The sequence below is a fragment of the Marinilactibacillus psychrotolerans genome (assembly GCF_900101525.1).
In the GTDB taxonomy this organism is placed as follows: Bacteria; Bacillota; Bacilli; order Lactobacillales; family Carnobacteriaceae_A; genus Marinilactibacillus; species Marinilactibacillus psychrotolerans.
Window position 1 is genome coordinate 59,679 of the sequence record NZ_FMZD01000011.1, and the last position, 22,037, is coordinate 81,715.

Here is a 22,037-nt window from a genome sequence, read left to right on the forward strand (position 1 = left end):
ACTTAAGTCCATCCAAGGATTTAGCTTCCATGTTGAATTAAAAAAATCAACTAAAGGTAGAACAAAAAATAGCATCATTTAGAAGAATTCTTAACTACAACAGTGGCAGATATTGAATACAATAAAAAACTCTAAATATATTTTATAAAAACTCGATCTCATAATATTGAGATTGAGTTTTTATTTTTAACTTAATAAATACAAAATTTAGTTTTTCTAGATTATTTCAATTGTACTTTGATAATGAGAGGGCGTTAAGCCAGTTACTTTCTTGAACTGTCTATAAAAATGAACTTCTGAAGTATAGCCGCACAAGTCAGCAATTTCAAAATTGGGTAGATCAGTTATAGAGAGTAAATGTTTAGCATATTCAATTTTTAACCTGATTACGTCTTTTTGAAAAGAGACACCAAATAAGTCTTTATATAAATGCTGAAAATAGGAAACACTTATGTTCATTTCATTGGCAATTTTTTCTACGGAATACTGTTCTTTTGGATAGGACTGTACTTGTAGTCTCAAGTCTCTCAATTTTCTATTATGAGGACTATACTTTTGCAATAAAACTGTTTTCTTTTCACACACTGCTACGTTATTTAACATGATTTGAATAATCAATGAAAGATTTTCATCTTTAACTTCATCAGCTATGTAAACTGATTCCCAAACAAGCTCTTGCATAAGTAAATGAATATTTGTCTGTTCTGCAATAGGTAGAAAGTGGTTAGTTGATAACTTTTTCTTTTGAAAAAACAAAGAATCTTCACACTTAAAATGGAACCAGTCATCAATGTAATGTCCATCTGGGTTGTGATAATAATAGGGGGTGAATGGTTCTATTATGACGATTGAATTCGGTTCGACAATACTTTCTTGTCCATTGAGTTTAAAGAGAGCAGGAGATTTTATGGATAAAAAAACATAGTTAGGTACTCCATAGGGACGAATCATTTCAAAACCCTCAGGATGCCTTACATTTAAACCACCAAATAAAAAAGTAAATTCGTGAGTCAAACGATTGTCACTCCTTATTAAATATTAATTATTTTCAAAACCTATATAAAATTTTTATAACTGAAAAAGTTAGTATTAAACAGATTACGATATTGTAGCGCTTACATTTGTATTATATCATATTGTTAACAGTTAATTAACTTTATTTACCGATTTATTCATCTCTTGCAGGGGTAATATCACAATGAGTTGTTTCATGAAAAATATCATTATGTATACGTTCTCTTAATAAAATTTAAATTTTTGGAGGAAGAAAATGAATAATAAAAAAAGATTTTTAGCTGGAGTAGGCTTACTTTCGGCTGGCCTGATGCTTGGTGCTTGTGGAAATGGTGGTAGTGATGATGCAGAGGCTGATGGAAATGTAACTTTGACTTGGTCACTGTGGGATACTGAATCCACTGTATACTATGAGCCGCTAGTTGAGGCGTTTGAAGCAGAGCATGATGGTGTAACGGTTGAGTTACTTGATTTAGGATCAACAGACTATCAAACAGTACTTGGAACTCAGCTATCTGGTGGAGATAATAAGATTGATATAGTAACAGTAAAAGACATACCCGGGTACTCTTCCCTGACAAACCGGAATTTGTTAGAACCTTTAAGTGAAAGAGCTCAGGACGTCGATTTAGACCAATATGCTGGAACAGTAGAGCAGATTACAATTGACGATGAATTTTATGCGGTTCCTATGCGAAATGACTTTTATGTTCTTTACTACAATAAGTCAATTTTTGATGATGCTGGAGTAGAGTATCCACAAAATGGAATGACTTATGAAGATTATGATCAATTGATGCGTGATGTATCTGAAAAAGCAACAGAAAGTCGCGGAGAAAAAATATATGGAGGACATTACCACGTTTGGCGGAGTCAGGTTCAATTATATGGAATACTGGATGGTGAGAATACATTAGTATCAGAAGACTACTCATTTTTAGATCCTATTTATGAAATGGCTGTTTCTCAGCAAGAAGATGAGATCGTACAAGATTATGCATCTTTGAAAACATCTAACCTACATTATTCAGCTGCCTTTTATCAAGACAATGTAGCCACAATGTTGATGGGAACTTGGTTTATTCCTACTTTGCAAGAAGCAATATCATCTGGAGAAAGTCAAGAATTTGATTGGGGTATTGCAAAAATGCCGATAATAGATGGAGCTGAAGAAGGTTCAACTGGCGGCACGATGACATCTCTTGGAGTCAGTTCTAATTCCCAAAATAAAGATTTAGCGTATGAATTCGTGGAGTTTGTAACTGGAGAAGAAGGGGCTCAGGTTATTGCTGACACTGGAACAATACCAGCTATACAATCTGATGAAGTTATAAATAAAATCACTTCGATTGAAGGGTTCCCGGAAGATGAGCAAAGTAAAGAAGCTTTAGAGACTACAAACGTATACTTGGAATTGCCTTTAGATGAAAATGCTTCAGAGGTAGAAACTATTCTAAACGAAAGTCATGACAATATCATGACTTATAGTACAGAAATTTCAGATGGTTTAAAGAACGCTTCTGAACAAGTCAGTGCTTTAAAAGAATAATTCAAAAATAGGGAGGATTTAATTCCTCCTTTTACATATTGTTTAAAAAAAGATTGGAGTTGTAAAATGGAAACACAAATGAAGAGAGATTCGCTGAAAAAGAGAAAACTAAAGGAAAGGTTAACTGCTTATTCATTTATTGCACCAAATTTTATAGGATTTGCAATCTTTACATTAGGTCCAATTTTTTTTGCGATTATGCTAGCTTTTCATCAATGGGATGGTAGTAACGATATGACCTTCATTGGTTTAGATAATTTCAGAGAGATGTTCGGTGATGATCGAGTTAAGGATGCATTATGGAACACAATAGTCTATGTTCTGGCAACTGTACCATTGACCTTGGCTTGTGCATTGTTTTTAGCAACTTTACTAAATAGTAAAATTAAAGGACGAAACATTTTTAGAACAATTGCTTTCTTTCCTTATGTGGCTTCTCTAGTAGCAGTAGCTGCAGTTTGGAACATGATTTTTCATCCAGTGAATGGACCAATCAATGAGATATTACGTATGATTGGAATTTTAGATCCACCTCGTTGGGCTGCAGATAGTGAATGGGCAATGTTCACTTTGGTACTATTCAGTGTCTGGAAACAAATGGGATACTACATGGTTATTTTCCTTGCTGGACTACAAGGGGTTTCAGAAGAATTGTATGAAGCAGCAAATTTAGATGGAGCGGGTAGATGGGGAAAATTCTGGCATGTGACTTTACCCCAGCTTCGTCCAGTAACATTCTTTGTGCTAATGATTTTAACCATTAACAGTTTTAAAGTATATGATTTCGTTTATATGATTACACAAGCTGGACCAGGAACATCGACGTTAGTATTGGTCTATGAAATCTATAATACAGCTTTCTTAAATTGGAATTTAGGATATTCAAGTGCTATCTCAATGTTATTACTTGGACTTGTATTAATTGTAACTTTAGTGCAGTTTTTAGGTGAGAAGAAATTTACAAACCAATAGAAGGAGTCAGAATAAATGAAATCAAATAAGGTAGTATCAAAATTTTTTATCTATATTCTTTTGATTGCGGTAACAATTACGATGATTTTTCCATTTCTGTGGATGTTATCGTCTTCTATAAAATTTGATAGAGATATCTTCATTTTTCCCATTCAGTGGATACCAGATCAACCTGTTTGGAGTAACTTTATAGATATATGGACGAGGATACCATTAGCTACATTTATTTATAATACTGCTAAGATTACGCTGATTGTTACTTTATTACAATTGACTACCAGCAGTTTCGCTGCCTATGCGTTCTCAAAGTTGGAATTTAAGGGAAGAAACCTTCTTTTCGTAGCTTATATAGCAACGATTGCTGTACCATGGCAGGCATATATGGTTCCTCAATTCATAATGATGCGTTCACTTGGGTTAAATAATACCCATCTAGCTATCATATTACTTCAAGCCTTCTCAGCATTTGGTGTTTTTATGATGAGACAGTTTTATCAAGGAATACCTGATTCGTTGATTGAGGCGGCCAGAATGGATGGAATGAATGATTACCAGATTTATTATCGTATAATGCTGCCATTATCAAAACCAGCATTAAGTACATTAACAATCTTTACTTTTGTAAACACATGGAATGATTTCTTAGGTCCGTTACTTTATTTAACAAGAGATGAATTGAAAACGATTCAAATTGGTTTACGAATGTTTATCACGCAATATTCAGCAGAGTATGGATTGATTATGGCTGCATCGGTTGTTGTTTTGATTCCTGTACTGGTTGTTTTCTTATCCTTGCAAAGACACTTCGTTCAGGGTGTTGCAGCAATTGGAGTTAAAGGCTAATTTATAATAGTAAAGGAGAGAGAGCCATTTTGCACTTTAAAAAGCAGTATTTTATTTTAGGAGTACTCGTTTTTGTTCTCTTATATTTACTTGATCCAATTAGCTTAGTAGAAACAAAAGAGGTAAAGCTAAATGCTTATATAGCAAACAGCTCGCTTACGAGCAATGAAAGCAAAGCAATAATGGAACAATTCAAAGGGGAGTATAATTATGTTTCAAATGAGAAGGAGGAATATTCGTTAGTTACAGATCTGTTTCTCTCAGTGAGCGATCCAAATCCTGCAGAATTAATGGATGCTGGTAGATTGACTGCACAGATTGCAGGAAAAGAATTAGACATACTGATTTCTAACAAAGAGGTAATAGAACATTATTATAAGTTAGAAGGATTTGAAAATTTAAATGAATTAATTGGTGAAAAAGCCTTATTTGCGGATGAGCAATTGTTAAATGACCAGAATCATACTTATGCTGTTCAACTAAAGACATTTAGTAATCAATACCATCTCACAACTGATACTTGGATAGCTATCCCTAGAACATCAGAGAGAAAAGAGACAGCAGTCCAGTTCATAGAATATTTATTAAAGGAGTTTTAGGAGGATAAATATGTTTAAAAAAATGTTCGATTTAAATCAACCACTTTGGAGAATGATGGGTTTCTTATCTGATATGATGTTGCTGACTCTTGTTTGGGTGCTATTCAGTATACCAATCGTAACGATTGGACCAGCGACGATTGCACTTTTTAAGGTCTGTGCTATTCAGTTAAATGGAAGGGACCAAGGTATACTTAAAAATTACTATTATTCCTTTTTTGGTTGTTTTAAACAAACGATACTTCCGGGTATTCTTTCTATAAGTATTATTGGTTTACTAATATTCAGTATCTTCTTTTACAATTCTATAAGTTCGGAACTAACAACGTTTTTACTATTTATCAGCTTATTTACACTTCTGTTTTGTGTTGCCCTATTAATCGTTGTGGCTCCATTAACTGCAATATTAGAAGGGAAAGTTTCGGACATCGTAAAATTAGCATTTGTATTATCTGTCCAAAAAATACAGTGGACTTTTCTTTTATTAATGACTACTATATCCACAGTCTTCATAACAGTCTATGTCGCTCCTTATATTTCTCTATTTTCTGTAGGGTTACTTGCTATATTGAATACGAAAGTCGTGACTCATTTGTATGAAGACAGTTCATTAGATATACAAGCACTTCAATAGAGAATGGAGAGTTTAAATGATGATTAACATAAGCTTATTTGATCAGTATGGACAAATGAAATTAGGTAAAAATGATTATGACGATACTGCCGCTTTAATGACTAGTACAGGAGAAGAGCGAGTATATATCGCTACACAATATCTCGAATATCATGAAGGCGATTATTTTGAAATAGAACTTTCAGAACCTAAACAGTATCTTGTTGTTCAATTAGACCAAACTTTATCACCTTCTACTATTTTCATACAAGGAAAGAAATGGAGATATAATCTACCTCTGCAAGATGATTGGAAAGAGTCTTCATCTGACATTGCTTTTAAAGGGAAAAGACATTATGTATCTGTGCGGAAAGCAGAAACTTATGAAATTGAATCCTATCAGAATCTTACATTGAATACGCATGACTCAAAAGAAGATACTGGAGCGTACCCACATGCCAGTGCAAATGTTGAAACAAGAAACGATTCTACTTTCTTTGCTTTAAATGCAATCGATGGCATTTATGCAAATCTTAGTCATGGATCTTTTCCCTTCCAATCATGGGGGATTAATCAACAAGATGATGCAGAATTAAAAATTGATTTTGGTAGAGTAGTTGCAATAAGTGAGCTTGAATTAACAATCCGCGCAGATTTTCCTCATGATAATTTTTGGACAAAAGGAACAATTGCATTTTCTGATGGAACTGAAATAAAATTAGACCTCGCGAAAACTCCAGAACCTCAGCGTTATAAAATTGATATGAAAGAAACAAATTGGATCAAATTGAAACAGTTAATAAAATCTCAGGAATCTGATTCTCCATTTCCAGCATTAACTCAAATAGCAGCCTTCGGAGATAATATAGTTAATTAGCAATAAATACGGATAATTTAAGCACTTATGTCGTACTAATCTATTAGTTACTTTGACTTGAAGATGTAAAAGCAAAAGTTGTACATCATTTTATAACAGGGGGTATACACTTGATAATCGGATCAGACTTAAAAAAACATAGTAAGTACTTTGAAGTAATAGAACATTTCAAAACTCAAGTCTATACATATTTCCCTGCAGCGCCAAGGTATGATGAATTTCAGCTATTCTTAAAAACTGGAAATCGTATAGTATATGAAGATAAATACTTTGAACGAAGAAAGCAACTAACTTATCTCGGTCTATTATTACTAGATGATCCAGCAAACCAGAAATATAAAGTTAAGCTGGAAAACCTGATTTATTCAATCTGTAATGAATTTACATGGTGTCTACCAGCTCATGTAGATATAGATAAAGAGTTTAATTGTAAGGAAAAGAAATTCACACTTGATTTATTTTCTACTGAAACTGCATTTACTCTGTCAGAACTGTACAGATTATTAGGAGAAGTTTTATCTAAAGATATTTTAAACTTGATGCATGCTGCTATTTTTCAACGCGTAATCAATCCTTTCCTTTCTGAAAAATGGAGTTTTGAAGATAAAGCAAATAACTGGTCTTCAGTTTGTGCTGGTTCTATTGGTATTTCAGCCCTCTACATAATGAATGATTCTAGGGATAGAACGATTATCTTGAGTCGAGTGAATCAAGCAATGAAGGTTTTTCTATCTGGGTATGGTAAGGATGGTGCTTGTTTAGAAGGGCTCAATTATTGGCAATATGGCTTTCGCTACTTTACTTATTATTCAGACATGTATGAATCACAAACAGGGAGTCACTATTTAAGTGATACTGATTTAAACAAGATTAAATCTATTGCAGCTTTCCAGCAAAAGATGTACGCATATGAAAGAACAGTATTTAATATTTCTGATTCTCCTTCTAGTATGGTACCGGCATATGATTTAGCGCATTACTATCATTTATTGTTTCCAAAAGATGTTAGTATTCCAGTTTCTGATTGGGCTGTAAATGAATTGCTTGACCATTGTGGACGTTGGGCACCTGTTATTCGTACTTTAATGTGGGAGAAACAGTCGATCAATAGTAAAAATAATAAAGAAGAATGTTATTGGTTGGAAGATATAGGTATCTACATTTTTAATAATAAGTACTTACAGTTTCTAAGCAAAGGCGGATCCAATGATGAGCCACACAATCATAATGACTTAGGACATTTTATCTTCCATTTTAAAGAACAACCTATCTGTATAGATCTTGGGGCTCCTCAATACACAAAAGATTACTTCGATGATAAACGATACGATTATATCCAAGCATCTTCAAAAGGGCATTCTGTTCCGATAATTAATGGAAAGTACCAAGTAGATGGCGAAGGAATTTTTAGTCGACCTATAGTATATGATCAAGTGAATCAACTTGTAACCTATGACTTAACTAGAGCTTATGAGAACAATGAAATAGACTCATTTAATAGAACTTTCAAGTTATCCCCTGAAGTGAATAGACTTGATGTAGTGGACAACTATTTATTTACGGTCCATCACAATCAAATTGAACAAAGAATATTCTTTTCAAAAATGGAAATAGAAAGCCGTACAGATTTCCAACTGATTTTTAGAAATAGGGTAATACGAACTATTGTTACTTTTTCAACTTATATTGAATCATATAAAACCAATAGTTTTAAATATATCGATCATTTTGGATCAGAAAAAGAAGCAACTATGGTCAGTATTTATGCTAAAAATATTCCATGTAAGTACAAAATGGAATTCTCCATACAATGTTTTGAAATTTAGGAGGAATTATATGAATAAAATAATGAACAATCCGTTAAAAACAAGAAATGATGTTATTGAAGCTTTGAATGAACTATTAGAACCGTTTAATGATAAATTTGATGATAAATTAACAGGAATAGAATTGATTGCAACTGGAGTAGGGTATGGAGGAAAAACGGCTAGTATAGAGACAATGCTGAGGTTGCTCTGGGGACTTGTACCATTAGAAGTGAATCAGATAAATCATCCACAATCTAAAAGAGTATTAAAAGGAATTATTAATGGAACAAATCCTGATCATGAGCAGTACTGGGGAGAATTAACAGATTTTGATCAGTTGATTGTCGAAATGTCAGCTATTGGATATATGCTTTTATTATCTCCCGAAGTATTTTGGAATCCGCTAACCGAAAAAGAGAAAACAAATCTAGTTCAATATCTTCATAAAGTGAATAAAGTAGAAGCACATGATTGCAATTGGTTGTTTTTTGCAGTTTTAATTAATCTAGGCCTTAAAAACGTTGGTAGATCCTATGACCAAGATGTTATAACAAAAAACTTGAACCGAATAGAAGACTACTATATTGGAGATGGATGGTACAAAGACGGACCGGATGCTCACATTGATTATTATGTTGCATTTGCAATCCATTTTTATAGCTTAATTTATTCTATAGCAATGGAAAAAGAAGATCCAAAACGATGTAAGCTTTATAAAGAGCGAGCTAAACTTTTTTCAGATAAATTTGTCTATTGGTTTTCTAAAGAGGGGCAAGGCATACCGTATGGTAGAAGTATGACCTATCGTTTCAGTCAAGTAGCGTTTTTTACAGTCTATATATTAGCAGAAGTAGATTCAAAGGATATCGGATGGATGAAAGGTGTCATGCTGAGACATCTAAGATATTGGTTTAAACAACCTATTTTTAATGGGGACGGTACGTTGTCGGTAGGATACACTTATCCAAATCTGCATATGAGTGAAAATTATAATTCACCTGGTTCGCCTTATTGGTCATTAAAAAGCTTTCTGATATTAGCTTTACCAGAGAACCATCTTTTCTGGGCGACGATAGAATCGCCGTTTCCCGATTTAAAAGAAATTTATAATGACTCTAAAACTGAACAATCTATTATTAGAGACGGTAAACATGTCGTTATGTTTCCTAATGGATACAGACATATGGACGAGCATACTCATACTGCTGCAAAATATGAGAAATTTGCTTATTCTACACACTTTGGATTTAGTGTTTCTCGTTCTAATGTCTCATTATCTGAAGGGGCTTTCGACTCTATGTTGGCGCTTAGTGAAGACGGAGAATACTATCGAGTCAAGCGTAAAGTTGTTGAGAAAGAGTTTCATGATGAATATTTTTATATGAAATGGCAGCCTTGGAAAGATGTAACAGTTAATACTTGGATAATTCCAGGGTTACCATGGCATATAAGAATTCATAAAATCATATCTGCCAGAGATTTGAAATTAACGGATGGTGGGTTTGCCATAGAAAGCATTCCGAAAGGCAAGTTATTGGATCTATCTAAAGAGTATGAATGTTATTTAGAGTCTAACGAGAAGTCTGTGGGTGCAATTGACTTGCTTAATGATGGAGTTATAGAAAGCGTTACAGCAAACAGTAATACAAATATTCTTCATCCAAATACGATTATACCTTCCATAACACACCATAAAAAACCTGGTGAACATTTATTAATCCATGGTTTTTACGGAGCATTAAATAAAAATGTTGATAGTTATAAAGAAAACGTCGTCTACTATAATGAAAATAATCATAAATTTCATCTAAATGGAAAAATAGTAAAAATAAATATTGAATAGGAGATAATTAAATGTCGGAGCAGTATGTAAAAGCAATAGAAGAAGTATTATCTAAGGTTGAAAAAAATATCATCACATACGAAGAACAGTTTCCACACACAAGTAATGATAAAGTTTATGAATTGAATCCAAATGATAACTGGACAAATGGATTTTGGGTTGGAATACTTTGGCAAGTATATGAATATAGTGGTAATCTACTTTTCAAGCATTCTGCAGATGAAAAAACCGATCAGATGATTAATCGGCTTGATCAAAATAGAGATCTTGATACTCATGATATTGGGTTTCTATATATACCTTCTACTGGAGCGAAATGGCAATTAGAAAAAGACATAGAAGCCAAGTCAAAGACAATCGCTGCTGCAGATAGATTGATGCAAAGGTACCGCGAGCATATTGGTATTATTCAAGCTTGGGGACCACCCAATGATCCAGAGCAAGGTGGAAGAATCATTATAGATTGCTTGATGAATATTCCTCTTCTTTTTTGGGCAAGTGAAGTAACGAATGATAATAAATATAGAGAGGCTGCAATTGCTTTTGCGGATACAGCTAGAAGATATCTGGTTAGAGGAGACGATTCAACTTATCACACTTTTTACTTTGATCAAGAAACAGGGCAGCCTATAAGAGGTGCAACCCAACAGGGATATTCAGATGGATCTACATGGACTCGTGGTCAAGCATGGGCCATCTATGGATTTGCTCTAGCTTATCGTTATACAAAGAATCGATTATATTTAGAAACATCACTTAGAACAGCAAAGTACTTTATCAATCAATTACCTGACAATTTAATAGCCCATTGGGATTTTGATGTTCCACTTGATAAAAATATTAAACCAGACAGCTCAGCATCCGCTATAGCTGCTTGTGGATTTCACGAACTATTGGATTGGTTAGATAAAAATTCAAAAGAATATAAATTATTATACTCTACACTTGTAAAATCAATGGACACGTTGATATCTGAATATGCAACAGAAGAAGGATCACAAGGCTTCATAGACCATGGATCATATAGTGTAAGAGAAGGTAAATCTCCAGATGATTATGTCATATGGGGAGATTACTTTTACTTGGAAGCACTTCTTCGATTAGAAACGAATAAACGCGGATATTGGTATGAAACTAACTGAGAAAATTTTACGAGAACTATAGAGAAATACGAATCTTGATTACTTTTAATTTAAATAGTAGAAATGACTTAGTTTAAGTGAAAAATAAAAGTCCTATCTCCTAAAATTATAAATGGTGGTGTAAATATGTTTGAGATCAAAGAAGATTTTTACTGGAAGGAAAAACCTATAAAAATTATTTCTGGAGCAATGCACTATTTTAGAATTGTACCAGAATATTGGCAAGATAGATTATTAAAATTAAAAGCTATGGGGTGCAATACAGTTGAGACGTATGTGCCTTGGAATATGCATGAACCTAAAGAAGGTATATACAACTTCGAAGATCAATATAATATTAGAAGGTTTATTGAAATTGCTGATACATTAGGGCTTTTTGTAATCGTTAGGCCGTCTCCTTATATTTGTGCTGAGTGGGAATTCGGAGGATTTCCCGGATGGCTGCTAAAAGACAGAAATATGATAATAAGAACTTCTTATAAGCCTTTTCTTGAAAAAGTAGATCGGTATTATAAGCATTTATTTAAAGAATTATCAGGGCTACAAGTAACTAAATCTGGTCCCATTATCATGATGCAAGTAGAAAATGAATATGGTAGTTACAGCGATGATAAAAGCTACATGAATAAGTTAGTGGAGTTGATGAACAAATACGGAGTTGATGTGCCATTAGTGACTAGCGACGGTACTTGGCCAGATATGTTGAAAAATGGAACAATTCCTGATAAAGCATTACCAACTGTAAACTTTGGATCAAATAGTGTAGAGCATTTTGATAAATTAAAAGCTTTTAATAGAGATTCATTACCAGTAATGGTTATGGAGTTTTGGGATGGTTGGTTTACTGCCTGGGGGGATGAGAAGTTTAAGCATACAGATTATAAAGAGCAAATAGAAGAAGTTGATTCTATATTATCCAAAGGCCATATTAATTTCTATATGATACATGGAGGAACTAATTTTGGTTTTACAAATGGGGCTAATTATTATGAAGGGTTATCACCAGATATTACTTCTTATGATTATGATGCCCCTATAACAGAGTGGGGAGATCTCACTGAAAAATATAAAGCTTTTAGAAAAGTTATTCAAAAGTATAGTAATAATCCACTTCCTGATTTACCTGTTCAATCCGAAAGAAAATCTTATGGACAATATAAAGTTACCGCAAGAACATCACTATTTGGAAATGTAGAAAATTTAGCAGATCCTATTTTTAATCTATCAACTTTAACGATGGAAGATTTAGATCAAAATTTTGGATATATCCTTTATCAAAATAATTTAGGTGAAAAGCGAACAACTGATAAGCTTAAACTGATCAATGCAAATGATCGAGTTAACATCTATCTTAATCAGAAACCTGTTGAGACCCAATTTGATAAAGAAATAGGAGAAACAATTTCCTTAGAACTAGAAGATGGAAAAAATTCATTAAATATATTAGTTGAGAATATGGGTAGAGTTAATTATGGAGAAAAGCTATCCCGTCAAAATAAGGGCATAGTAGATGGTGTATTGATAAATGGGGCTTACAGAAGTGGGTGGGAACATTATAGTCTATCTTTAGACAATATTAGTAAGATAGATTACACAAAAACATTCACAGAAAGCGAACCAAGCTTTAGTCAATTTAAATTTACAATAAATGAAGTAAAAGATACTTTTATTGATATGAATGATTGGGGGAAAGGCGTGGTATTTATTAATGGATTTAATCTAGGACGTTTTTGGGAAATAGGTCCGCAGTTTAAACTCTATCTTCCAGGACCATTATTAAATAAAGGAGAAAATGAAATTGTAATTTTTGAAACAGAAGGGAGAGTAAAAGAATATATTAACTTAACTAGTACTCCTCCATATATTAGATAACAAATTATTATAGGGCGTTTATTAAATATTTTAGTGATTTCATATTTGTATATAATAGTGTAGGCAAAGATAATAAAGGAAATTTAACTAGTAAATCAATGAATTATTACTGGAGTTTACTACCGGTACAGAAAAAGGATTGATGGGAGGAAAGTCGATAAAGTGACCTCCAATCAATCCTTTTTTTTATGAAAGATAAAACAGTTCAGAAAATGATTTAGCCAATATTCGCACTTTTTTCATGAATTGAATCCTTCATTCATAAATTTTTTCAGAAATCTTATAAGCTTCAGTTTCTAAATTACTTAATCTATTCTCAACAAACTGAATAGAATAAGTATCTTTCAGAAAATTTATTGCGTCTGTCAAAACTAGTGTCTGATCGATCATCTCTACATAATAATTTGGATATAATTCTCTTAATAGTTGAAGTTCTTCTTGGTCGAGTAATAGTTGATCAGTTTTATTATCGGTAAACATGATTGACATAACAAGCAGAGCTTGAGCTTCATCTATCTGAACGAGTAATAAAAAAGGATGATCAAGGTAATCTGCATGGTAGGCAAATTCTGTTTCGCCACTTTCAAGCTTTGTTGTGAGAATATTTCCATAAGTGTTTTCAAGTAAAGTTCTGATTTCTTTTTTTATAGTCATTTTCTATCCTCCGGTTAGTGAAAAAATGAGTTAGAACAATTATAAAACATATGATTTGAAAGGTAAACTGATAATAAAGTTAGCATAAAAACTTGTAAGCTATTTAAAAAAATAAGAGAATATTTCTTTTGAATAGCTAAACTTTTAAAATTTTATTTCTAGATAATAGATATGATAAAATAGAGTTGATTTTGTTTAATAAGGAAAGATGAGCATTTGGATTAGAACTATGATTATATTAGAAGAATGACCACTGGAATATAAAATAAAGTAATAATAGAAATGAGGAGTATGAAAAAGTGAAATTTAAAGAAAAGCAAATTCAATTCAGTAGCGTACCCGCTCCAGAACCGGAAACTCAATTAATTCCTGTACCATTGAATGATCAAACGATGAAACAAAGATATGACAAGGTATTAAATGAAATGAGAAATCAAGGGTTTTCATCTATAGTTATATATGAAGATTTAGAACACGGTTCGAATTTTGAATACTTAACAGGTTTTCTTACAAGATTCGAAGAGGCTCTGCTTATTTTAAACGATAATGGCTCTGTTTATTATGTTTTAGGAAATGAGAATTTAAAGTTGGCAAAACATGCGCGGCTTAAAGGAGAAGTTATTCATTGCCCGCAATTTTCTCTACCGAACCAACCAATGTTTGAAGGGAAAAGTATGGAAAAACTTATAAATCCAGACTTATTTAATACTGAGAAAAAAGTTGGATTAGTTGGATGGAAACTGTTTACTGGTAAAACTAATACAAATCAACTTTTTGATTTACCCCATTATATAGTTGAAACGATCAAAAAACATGTTGATGATAATAAATTAGAGAATGCAACTTCTATATTTATCGGTGATTCAGGAGTTAGAACAATTAATAATAGTAACGAAATTGCCCATTATGAGTTTGGGTCTAGTCTCGCATCTGCCCAAATGTTAAAAACATTAGAGTTAGTGGATATGGATGTAACAGAAATGGAATTAGGCAATTCATTAAATGCATATGGACAGCGTAATAGTGTAGTCACAATTGCGGCGGCTGGCCAACGATTTGAACAAGCTAATTTATACCCGACGGATAAATTAGTTTCTTTAGGAGATACACTATCTCTGACGGTTGGGTATAAAGGCGGACTTCAAAGTAGAAGTGCTTTTATAGCTAGAAACAAAAGTGACTTGCCTGAAAATCAACAGGACTATTTAACCAGAATAGTGTTTCCTTATTTTAAAGCGGTAGCGTCTTGGTTGGAAACTGTCCATATTGGTATGAAGGGAAAAGAAGTCTATGATTTAATAGAAAAGGTTTTACCGAAAGAAAAGTATGGTTGGCATTTGAATCCGGGACATTATGTAGCTGATGAAGAATGGATGGCTTCACCAATTTATCCCAACTCTGAAGTTGTACTTAAAAGCGGAATGATGTTGCAGGTAGATATTATTCCTTCTGTTAAAGGAATGGCTGGGACGAGTGCAGAAGGTAGTGTTGTTTTAGCAAATGAAAAACTTCAGCAAAATATAAGAAAGTCCTATCCGGAATTGTGGACTCGTATAGAAAATAGAAGAAGCTATGTTACTCAAGTATTAGGTATTGAGTTAAATAAGGATATTTTACTAATGGGCAACGCAACGCCATACTTAAGACCATATTTGTTAGATGAAAAAAATGCGGTGAATATAAAGTAATAGAAACTTACTTGAATCTGTTCAGAATAATTATATTGGAGGAATTAGAATGTCAATTTTGGATAAAATCAATGGAGGCTTGATTGTTTCCTGCCAGGCCTTACCAGAAGAACCGCTTCACAGTTCTTTTATCATGGGGAGAATGGCAGTTGCTGCTGAACAAGGTGGAGCTGTTGGAATTAGAGCAAATACAAAAGAGGATATAAAAGAAATAAAAAAACATACAGATTTACCGATTATCGGGATAGTAAAAAGGAACTACAAAGAGTCAAATGTTTACATTACAGCTACGATAAAAGAAGTTGATGAACTTATGGAAGTTGGTTGTGAGATCATTGCACTTGATGCAACCGATCAGAAACGTCCTGATGGGCAGACGTTGGGTGAATTCGTAAAGCAAATTAAGCAACTATATCCTGAAGTTTTATTAATGGCTGATGCATCAACTTATGAAGAAGTATTAGAAGCTGAAAGATTAGGTTTTGACATATTAGCAACTACATTAATGGGCTATACAGATCAATCGCATAATCAAAATATCGCTGATCAGGATTTTAAGGTCTTAAAACAAATTTTATCCACAGTATCAACGCCGGTTATTGCAGAAGGAAAGATTGATACGCCAGAAAAAGCAAAAAAATGTTTGGAATTAGGGGTTCATTCAGTTGTAGTCGGAAGTGCAATCACACGCCCACAAATTATTACAGAAACATTTGTAAAAACAATTAATCAATAATGTTTACTTGGTACATTAAGGATGAACTGAGTACATGTGATGCGGGTTATATTATAGACTCTAGTGCTGCTACCGCTTTTTATCATTTAAGATAATCAAATAAAGTAAGAATTGTTAGTAGTAAAAGAGAGGAAAAACTTATTTCTATTCAATATAAATAACTGTTCTAATTAATCAGGAATTGTTTAAAAGGTGAATTCTTTGTAATTGCACTATAATTTCCTTAAAATTGTAACATAAGACTATTAATATATGGGCAGCCTATAAAAGTCAGAGGAAACTGCTCAATTAGGAGTTTGATTGACCATTAAAAGGAAGTTGGAATAAAAAATGGAAAATAAAGAAGAACCTTATTACCAGAAAAGTAAAAAAGAATTAGCTGATGAGTTTACAGTCGATTTAACAGAGGGACTATCCTCTGATGAAGCAGAAAAACGGCTTAAAGAAGATGGGCTTAACAAATTAGAAGAAAAGAAGACATCAAAGTGGACAATTTTATTGAGACAGATCAATAATGTAGTGATTTATATCTTAATTGTTGCAGCGATACTAACAGTTTGGATGGGTCACTATTCTGATGCTATTGTTATCGGATTGGTGGTCGTTGCAAATACATTAATTGGGTACTTTCAAGAAGTTAACGCCTCAAACGCACTAGACAAAATTAAAGATATGCTCTCCACACATGCAACAGTTATTAGAGATGGACAGCGCAAAGAAATCGAAGCGGTAGATGTGGTCAAAGGAGATGTCGTATATTTAGAAGCAGGTGACAACGTGCCTGCCGATTTACGAATCGTCGATTCTGATAGTTTGAAAGTACAAGAGGCTTCACTGACTGGAGAAGCTGATTCGATTGAGAAGACACCTGATGAGATAGAAGCTAAAGTGGGGCTGGGGGACCAGATCAACATGGCTTTTGCCTCTACATCCATAACCAATGGGAACGGAACAGGGATTGTAATTGCTACCGCGGAAGAGACCGAAATCGGGAAGATAAGCACAGCAGTGAATGATCAGGAAAGTAAAAAAACACCTTTAGTTCAAGTAATTGATAATCTAGGTAAAACGATTTCTTATGTCATTATGGGTGTAGCAGCATTATTGTTTGTTTATGGATTAATTAGTGGCGTCTATTCATTGTCTGCATTGTCACTAGCAGTCGTAACAATGATTGTGGGCTCTGTGCCAGAGGGACTGCCTGCTACAACTTCAGTTGTATTGGCTATGGGCGTAAGTGACATGGCAAAAAATAAAAATACAATTGTCAAAAAATTGCCGTCAGTTGAAACATTAGGATCCGTAGATATCATTGCGACTGATAAAACGGGAACCTTGACAAAAAATGAAATGACTGCTCAAAATATTATTACAAAACAAGCAGAATATACAGTTTCTGGAATTGGCTATTCTCCTGATGGTGAAATAGAGTTAGATGGAAAAGCTGTTGAATTAGATTCTGATCCTGACTTAAGGATTCTTGTAACTTCAGGATTTGAAGCGAATGAAACAGAATTAAAAGAAGAAGAGGGTCATTGGACAATTAATGGGGAACCAACAGATGGTGCCTTTCTTACTTTGTACAATAAAGCGATGCATTCAGGCGAGTCGCTTTATGAAGAGATTGCTAAAGTACCATTTGATTCAGATTATCGATATGTCGCAACGCTTTCGGAACATAGAGAATCTAAAGAACGTAAAATATTTATTAAAGGATCTCCTGATAAATTATTTACTTTAGCTAAAGCACAGGACTCATCTTTTGATACTGATTTCTGGAGAGAAAAAGTTGAAGCTTTATCGTCACAAGGTAAGCGAGTGGTGGCAGTTGGGGTTAGAGATGTCGATCAGAATCAACAGACTCTTGAGCATGAAGATGTAGATACTGGCGTTAATTTCTTAGGTATTGTTGGTATCATTGATCCTCCAAGAGAAGAAATTATTGAATCTCTTAAAGTAATGAAAAAAGCTGGAGTAGAAGTTAAAATGATTACTGGTGATCACCCTACGACCGCTAAAGCAATTGCAGAAGCGTTAGGCCTCTCTGAAAATGTTCAAACCATAACTGGTTTAGAATTGGATGAACTTTCTCAAGAAGAATTAATTGAAAGAGTAAATGATTATCAAGTTTTTGCTCGAACCACTCCGCATAACAAACTTCAAATTATTGAAGCTTTCCAAAAAAGCGGGAAAACAACTGCAATGACTGGTGATGGAGTAAATGATGCACCAGCCCTGAAAAAAGCGGATATTGGTGTTGCAATGGGGTTAAATGGAACAGACGTATCTAAAGATTCCGCTGATATGGTTCTAACGGACGATGACTTTTCAACTATGTCTACAGCAATTGAAGAAGGGCGAAGAATTTATGATAATATCAAGAAAAGTATTCTTTATCTGCTTCCGACTTCTTTTGCTGAAGGGCTGATTATTGCCTTTACTCTAGTCGCACAGAGAGATTTGCCTCTACAAGCAACTCAAATGCTTTGGATTAACATGGTTTCTGCTATTACGATTCAATTTGCCTTTATTTTTGAACCAGCCGAACCGGGTCTGATGGATAGAAATCCAAGAGACACTTCTGCTTCTTTAATTGGAAAACATGATGCATTTCAAATTGCCTATGTGTCCATCTTGATGGCAGGATTTAGTTTGATTGCCTATGACTGGTTAATTGCTTCTGGAGCAAATCAAGTGACAGCGAGTACGATGGTTGTGAATATAATTGTAATTAGTAAAATATTCTATTTATTCAATGTCAGGACGCATGCTCTTGCTTTTTCTAAAGAATTCTTTACGAATAAGAAAGCATTCTTGATTATTGGCGTAATGATTTTACTACAATTAATATTAACGTATGTGCCGTTTTTCCAGGAATTCTTTTATACAGAGGGGTTAACAATTGTAGAATGGTTGATAGCCATTGGAGTAGGTGTAATTGTTTTGATTATTGCCGAAATTGATAAAATCATTCGTATGAAAGTCAGTAAAAATTAAGAAATAAAAGAAAATCCTCTGTGCGCCTAGCATAAGAGGATTTTCTTCTTAATAACGTTTTAATTGGTTTGTAATAATCTGTTTTTTATGAATAGATAGTTGTTTTAAATCCTGATTAACATAGCTAACTGTTTTATCACTACCGTAAATATAATAGAAAGCCTTATTTCCATACTTTTGAACGAGTTGCTTTAAAATTTTTGAAGATTCACTGTGGTCAAATACATAGTGAATTTTTATAGAATGATTTCTTTTTGCTATGCTATCCAGTTCTTCTCTAAAAAGGTAAAAATCTCTAGAAATATAAATTAAAGCTACAGGTTGTAAGGAATCTGATTTTAGATTTTTTAGAAAGGCTCTTATCGGTATAATGTTGATTCCGTTCGCTATTAAAACTAAAGGTTGGGTATTTGTTTCTTTAATTATATGAGAGTTATAGGGTCCCTTAATTTTAACTCTATCTTCGCTGTTCATAGAAAGTACTTTTTCTTCAAAAAGATTGGGAGGATTCTTAGTTTTCAAACCAACAACCAGTTTCTGTTCTTTGGGTATTGATGCAAAATAAAAGGGATGAAATTTCAGAAATTGTTTGTTATTTTGATCAAAAAAAGAAAATAAAGCATAATCTCCGGCTTCCCAATCTAGTGCTTCTGGAAGTGTCATATTTATGATGTAATATCTGTCTTTTGGATTTTCGACTGACTGAACTCTAGCTAGATTCTGATTGAAATGCCCTTTCAAAAATGTCAAATTCATATCAAAAGCTCCTTTTATTAATATATGATTGAATCAAAAAAATGACGGTTGTTATTATAGATTCATTATACGCTTATTAGTTAATAACGGTTAGGAATATGAATGTACAACACGCGAATAAGTTCGCTATTCAATTTGAAATTATTATAGTGTTCATGAAAGTACAAGGTTTATTTTTTGAGTAATTAAAGCCTATAAGGTACTGTGAAATTAATCATCAATTAACTTATAATTTTATATTAGGAGGAATAATAGTGTATAAAGATTTAGAAGGAAAGATAGCGGTAGTTACCGGTGGGTCTAAAGGGATTGGAGAAGCAATCGCCTTGCGTTTAGCAGAAGAAAAAATGGCAGTAGTCATTAATTATCATAGTGATAAAAAAAGGGCAAATGATTCAGTTAAAGCAATCAAAGAAAAAGGAGGCAAAGCAGTAGCGGTTCAAGCAGATATTGGTTCAGAAGAGGGTGCTACTACTTTACTTAATGCAGCGGTAGAAAACTTTGGTGCTTTACATTTATGGATTAACAATGCTGGTCTGGAGAATAAAGCTCCCACACATGAATTATCCTTTGATGACTGGACGAAAGTCATGAACGTGAATCTAAATGGTGTATTCCTGGGCTCAAAAGCAGCGCTTAATTACTTCCTGGAACATGACATTAAAGGAACGATTCTCAACATGTCTTCAGTACATGATAAAATACCTTGGCCAACCTTTGCACATTATACTGCCAGCAAAGGTGGAGTTAAACTATTCACTGAAACGATCGCACTCGAATATGCTCATAAAGGAATTAGAGTGAATAATATATCTCCCGGAGCCATCAATACCTCTATTAATGCTGAAAAGTTTAAAGATGACGAAGCGAGACAGCGAACTTTAAACATGATACCAATGGATTATATAGGCAAACCAGAAGAAGTAGCAGCTGTAGCAGCCTGGTTAGCTTCAGACGAAGCCAGTTATATAACAGGTACAACATTATATGTTGATGGGGGAATGACATTATACCCTTCATTTGAAAAAGGAGACGGTTAATGCAGGAAGCAGTATGCTGATCTTCGAGAAGTATAGCTCTGGTTATATAGTTCACAAGCCATATGAAATGCGAGATGAGATTATGTCCTTTATACTAATAAATGTAGACGTATATGAAAGGAAGTTGTATAAATGGAAAAATTAAAAACATTCGAGTTGAATGACGGAAGTAGTTTACCTGCTATTGGTTTAGGTACGGTAAATATCCAAGGAGCACAAGGTGTGAATAGTATCCTTACTGCGATTGAAGCAGGTTATCGCTTAATTGATACTTCTACAAACTATATGAATGAAGGAATGGTCGGAGAAGCTATAAGGCGATCAACGGTACCAAGAGAACATTTATTGATTAGTTCTAAGTTGCCAGGCGCTGCACATGATTATGATAAAGCAATCAAAATGATTCAAGAATCGTTATATCGTTTAGGTATTGATTATTTTGATAAGTATCTTATTCACTGGCCACTGCCCAAACAAGGCAAGTATGATCAAGCATGGCAGGCACTAGTAGATGCTCAAAAATTTGGTTTGATTAAAACGATAGGTGTTTCTAACTTTTTAGAAGAGCACCTTGAAAAAATTATTGACAAAACAGGTGTAACGCCAGCCACCAATCAAATTGAAAGACATCCCTATTTTAATAATAATGAATTAGTAGAAACGAATAGCAAGTTTGGTATATTAACAGAAGCTTGGAGTCCCTTTGGTCGCGAGATAAATGATGTCATTGAACATGAGACGATTGCTGAAATTGCTAAAAAATATGATAAGAGTCCTACTCAAGTGATTATTCGCTGGAATCTCCAAAAAGATGTCATGCCAATTGTGAAGTCATCATCTTTAAAACATCAAAAAGCTAATTTGGATGTATTTGATTTTGAATTGACGCAGGAGGACATTCAGACAATCGATTCATTAGATAAAGGTGAACCAGGTAGAGTAGAAGGACAACATCCAAATGAATATGAAGAGTTTGGATAAAAATTAAAATAAAAAAGCTGATACGATAGACGAATTGTCTACGAATCAGCTTT

General features: G+C 33.6%; 18 protein-coding genes. 15 read left to right on the top strand and 3 right to left on the bottom strand.

From position 1 onward, the window contains the following. Positions 1 to 216 precede the first annotated feature (216 nt). Entirely contained in the window at positions 217 to 1,014 is a 798-nt protein-coding gene (locus tag BLT22_RS07500) for a helix-turn-helix domain-containing protein (protein ID WP_091762124.1), read from the bottom strand. A 256-nt stretch (positions 1,015 to 1,270) separates the two neighbouring features. Between BLT22_RS07500 and BLT22_RS07505 the strand changes: the two genes are divergently transcribed. The 10 genes from BLT22_RS07505 (at position 1,271) to BLT22_RS07550 (ending at position 13,132) form a co-directional block, all read left to right on the top strand. After that, complete coding sequence (locus BLT22_RS07505; RefSeq protein ID WP_091762126.1) at positions 1,271 to 2,563, top strand: ABC transporter substrate-binding protein; 1,293 nt, start codon at positions 1,271 to 1,273, stop codon at positions 2,561 to 2,563. A 66-nt stretch (positions 2,564 to 2,629) separates the two neighbouring features. Then, entirely contained in the window at positions 2,630 to 3,535 is a 906-nt protein-coding gene (locus BLT22_RS07510) for a carbohydrate ABC transporter permease (protein ID WP_091762128.1), read from the top strand. Between the two features lie 15 nt (positions 3,536 to 3,550). After that, positions 3,551 to 4,378, top strand: a complete 828-nt coding sequence (locus tag BLT22_RS07515) for a carbohydrate ABC transporter permease (RefSeq protein ID WP_091762130.1) — start codon at positions 3,551 to 3,553, stop codon at positions 4,376 to 4,378. Between the two features lie 29 nt (positions 4,379 to 4,407). Then, positions 4,408 to 4,977 (top strand): hypothetical protein, encoded by a 570-nt coding sequence (locus BLT22_RS07520; protein WP_091762132.1) that lies wholly within the window; start codon positions 4,408 to 4,410, stop codon positions 4,975 to 4,977. Positions 4,978 to 4,987: 10 nt separating this feature from the next. Beyond that, positions 4,988 to 5,611, top strand: a complete 624-nt coding sequence (locus BLT22_RS07525) for a YesL family protein (RefSeq protein ID WP_091762134.1) — start codon at positions 4,988 to 4,990, stop codon at positions 5,609 to 5,611. A 16-nt stretch (positions 5,612 to 5,627) separates the two neighbouring features. Then, positions 5,628 to 6,467 (top strand): hypothetical protein, encoded by an 840-nt coding sequence (locus BLT22_RS07530; protein WP_091762136.1) that lies wholly within the window; start codon positions 5,628 to 5,630, stop codon positions 6,465 to 6,467. A gap of 110 nt (positions 6,468 to 6,577) precedes the next feature. Continuing rightward, positions 6,578 to 8,293: a heparinase II/III domain-containing protein gene (locus BLT22_RS07535; protein ID WP_091762138.1), complete on the top strand. Its 1,716-nt coding sequence runs from the start codon at positions 6,578 to 6,580 to the stop codon at positions 8,291 to 8,293. Between the two features lie 10 nt (positions 8,294 to 8,303). After that, complete coding sequence (locus tag BLT22_RS07540) at positions 8,304 to 10,118, top strand: DUF2264 domain-containing protein (RefSeq protein ID WP_176935389.1); 1,815 nt, start codon at positions 8,304 to 8,306, stop codon at positions 10,116 to 10,118. A gap of 11 nt (positions 10,119 to 10,129) precedes the next feature. After that, a complete protein-coding gene (locus BLT22_RS07545; protein WP_091762142.1) occupies positions 10,130 to 11,260 on the top strand; it encodes a glycoside hydrolase family 88 protein in 1,131 nt (376 codons plus the stop codon). A 126-nt stretch (positions 11,261 to 11,386) separates the two neighbouring features. Beyond that, a complete protein-coding gene (locus BLT22_RS07550) occupies positions 11,387 to 13,132 on the top strand; it encodes a glycoside hydrolase family 35 protein (protein ID WP_091762144.1) in 1,746 nt (581 codons plus the stop codon). Positions 13,133 to 13,387: 255 nt separating this feature from the next. On the opposite strand, the gene BLT22_RS07555 is transcribed toward BLT22_RS07550, so the two are convergent. After that, the gene (locus BLT22_RS07555; RefSeq protein WP_091762146.1) at positions 13,388 to 13,786 is read right to left on the bottom strand and encodes a hypothetical protein; all 399 of its coding nucleotides are present in this window, start codon (positions 13,784 to 13,786) and stop codon (positions 13,388 to 13,390) included. Between the two features lie 299 nt (positions 13,787 to 14,085). Between BLT22_RS07555 and BLT22_RS07560 the strand changes: the two genes are divergently transcribed. The 3 genes from BLT22_RS07560 (at position 14,086) to BLT22_RS07570 (ending at position 19,207) form a co-directional block, all read left to right on the top strand. Continuing rightward, positions 14,086 to 15,474, top strand: a complete 1,389-nt coding sequence (locus tag BLT22_RS07560) for an aminopeptidase P family protein (RefSeq protein WP_371861797.1) — start codon at positions 14,086 to 14,088, stop codon at positions 15,472 to 15,474. 49 nt (positions 15,475 to 15,523) lie between these two features. After that, positions 15,524 to 16,210, top strand: a complete 687-nt coding sequence (locus BLT22_RS07565; protein WP_091762148.1) for an N-acetylmannosamine-6-phosphate 2-epimerase — start codon at positions 15,524 to 15,526, stop codon at positions 16,208 to 16,210. 330 nt (positions 16,211 to 16,540) lie between these two features. Further along, positions 16,541 to 19,207 (top strand): HAD-IC family P-type ATPase, encoded by a 2,667-nt coding sequence (locus BLT22_RS07570; protein WP_091762150.1) that lies wholly within the window; start codon positions 16,541 to 16,543, stop codon positions 19,205 to 19,207. 48 nt (positions 19,208 to 19,255) lie between these two features. On the opposite strand, the gene BLT22_RS07575 is transcribed toward BLT22_RS07570, so the two are convergent. Continuing rightward, positions 19,256 to 19,963 (bottom strand): FAD-dependent oxidoreductase, encoded by a 708-nt coding sequence (locus BLT22_RS07575; protein WP_091762152.1) that lies wholly within the window; start codon positions 19,961 to 19,963, stop codon positions 19,256 to 19,258. 254 nt (positions 19,964 to 20,217) lie between these two features. On the opposite strand from BLT22_RS07575, the gene BLT22_RS07580 reads away from it, so the two are divergent. Together BLT22_RS07580 and BLT22_RS07585 are read left to right on the top strand one after the other, a co-directional pair. Continuing rightward, positions 20,218 to 21,003, top strand: coding sequence for a glucose-1-dehydrogenase (locus BLT22_RS07580; protein ID WP_091762155.1), 786 nt, complete (start codon positions 20,218 to 20,220; stop codon positions 21,001 to 21,003). 132 nt (positions 21,004 to 21,135) lie between these two features. Next, positions 21,136 to 21,984 (top strand): aldo/keto reductase, encoded by an 849-nt coding sequence (locus BLT22_RS07585; RefSeq protein WP_091762157.1) that lies wholly within the window; start codon positions 21,136 to 21,138, stop codon positions 21,982 to 21,984. Positions 21,985 to 22,037: the final 53 nt, after the last annotated feature.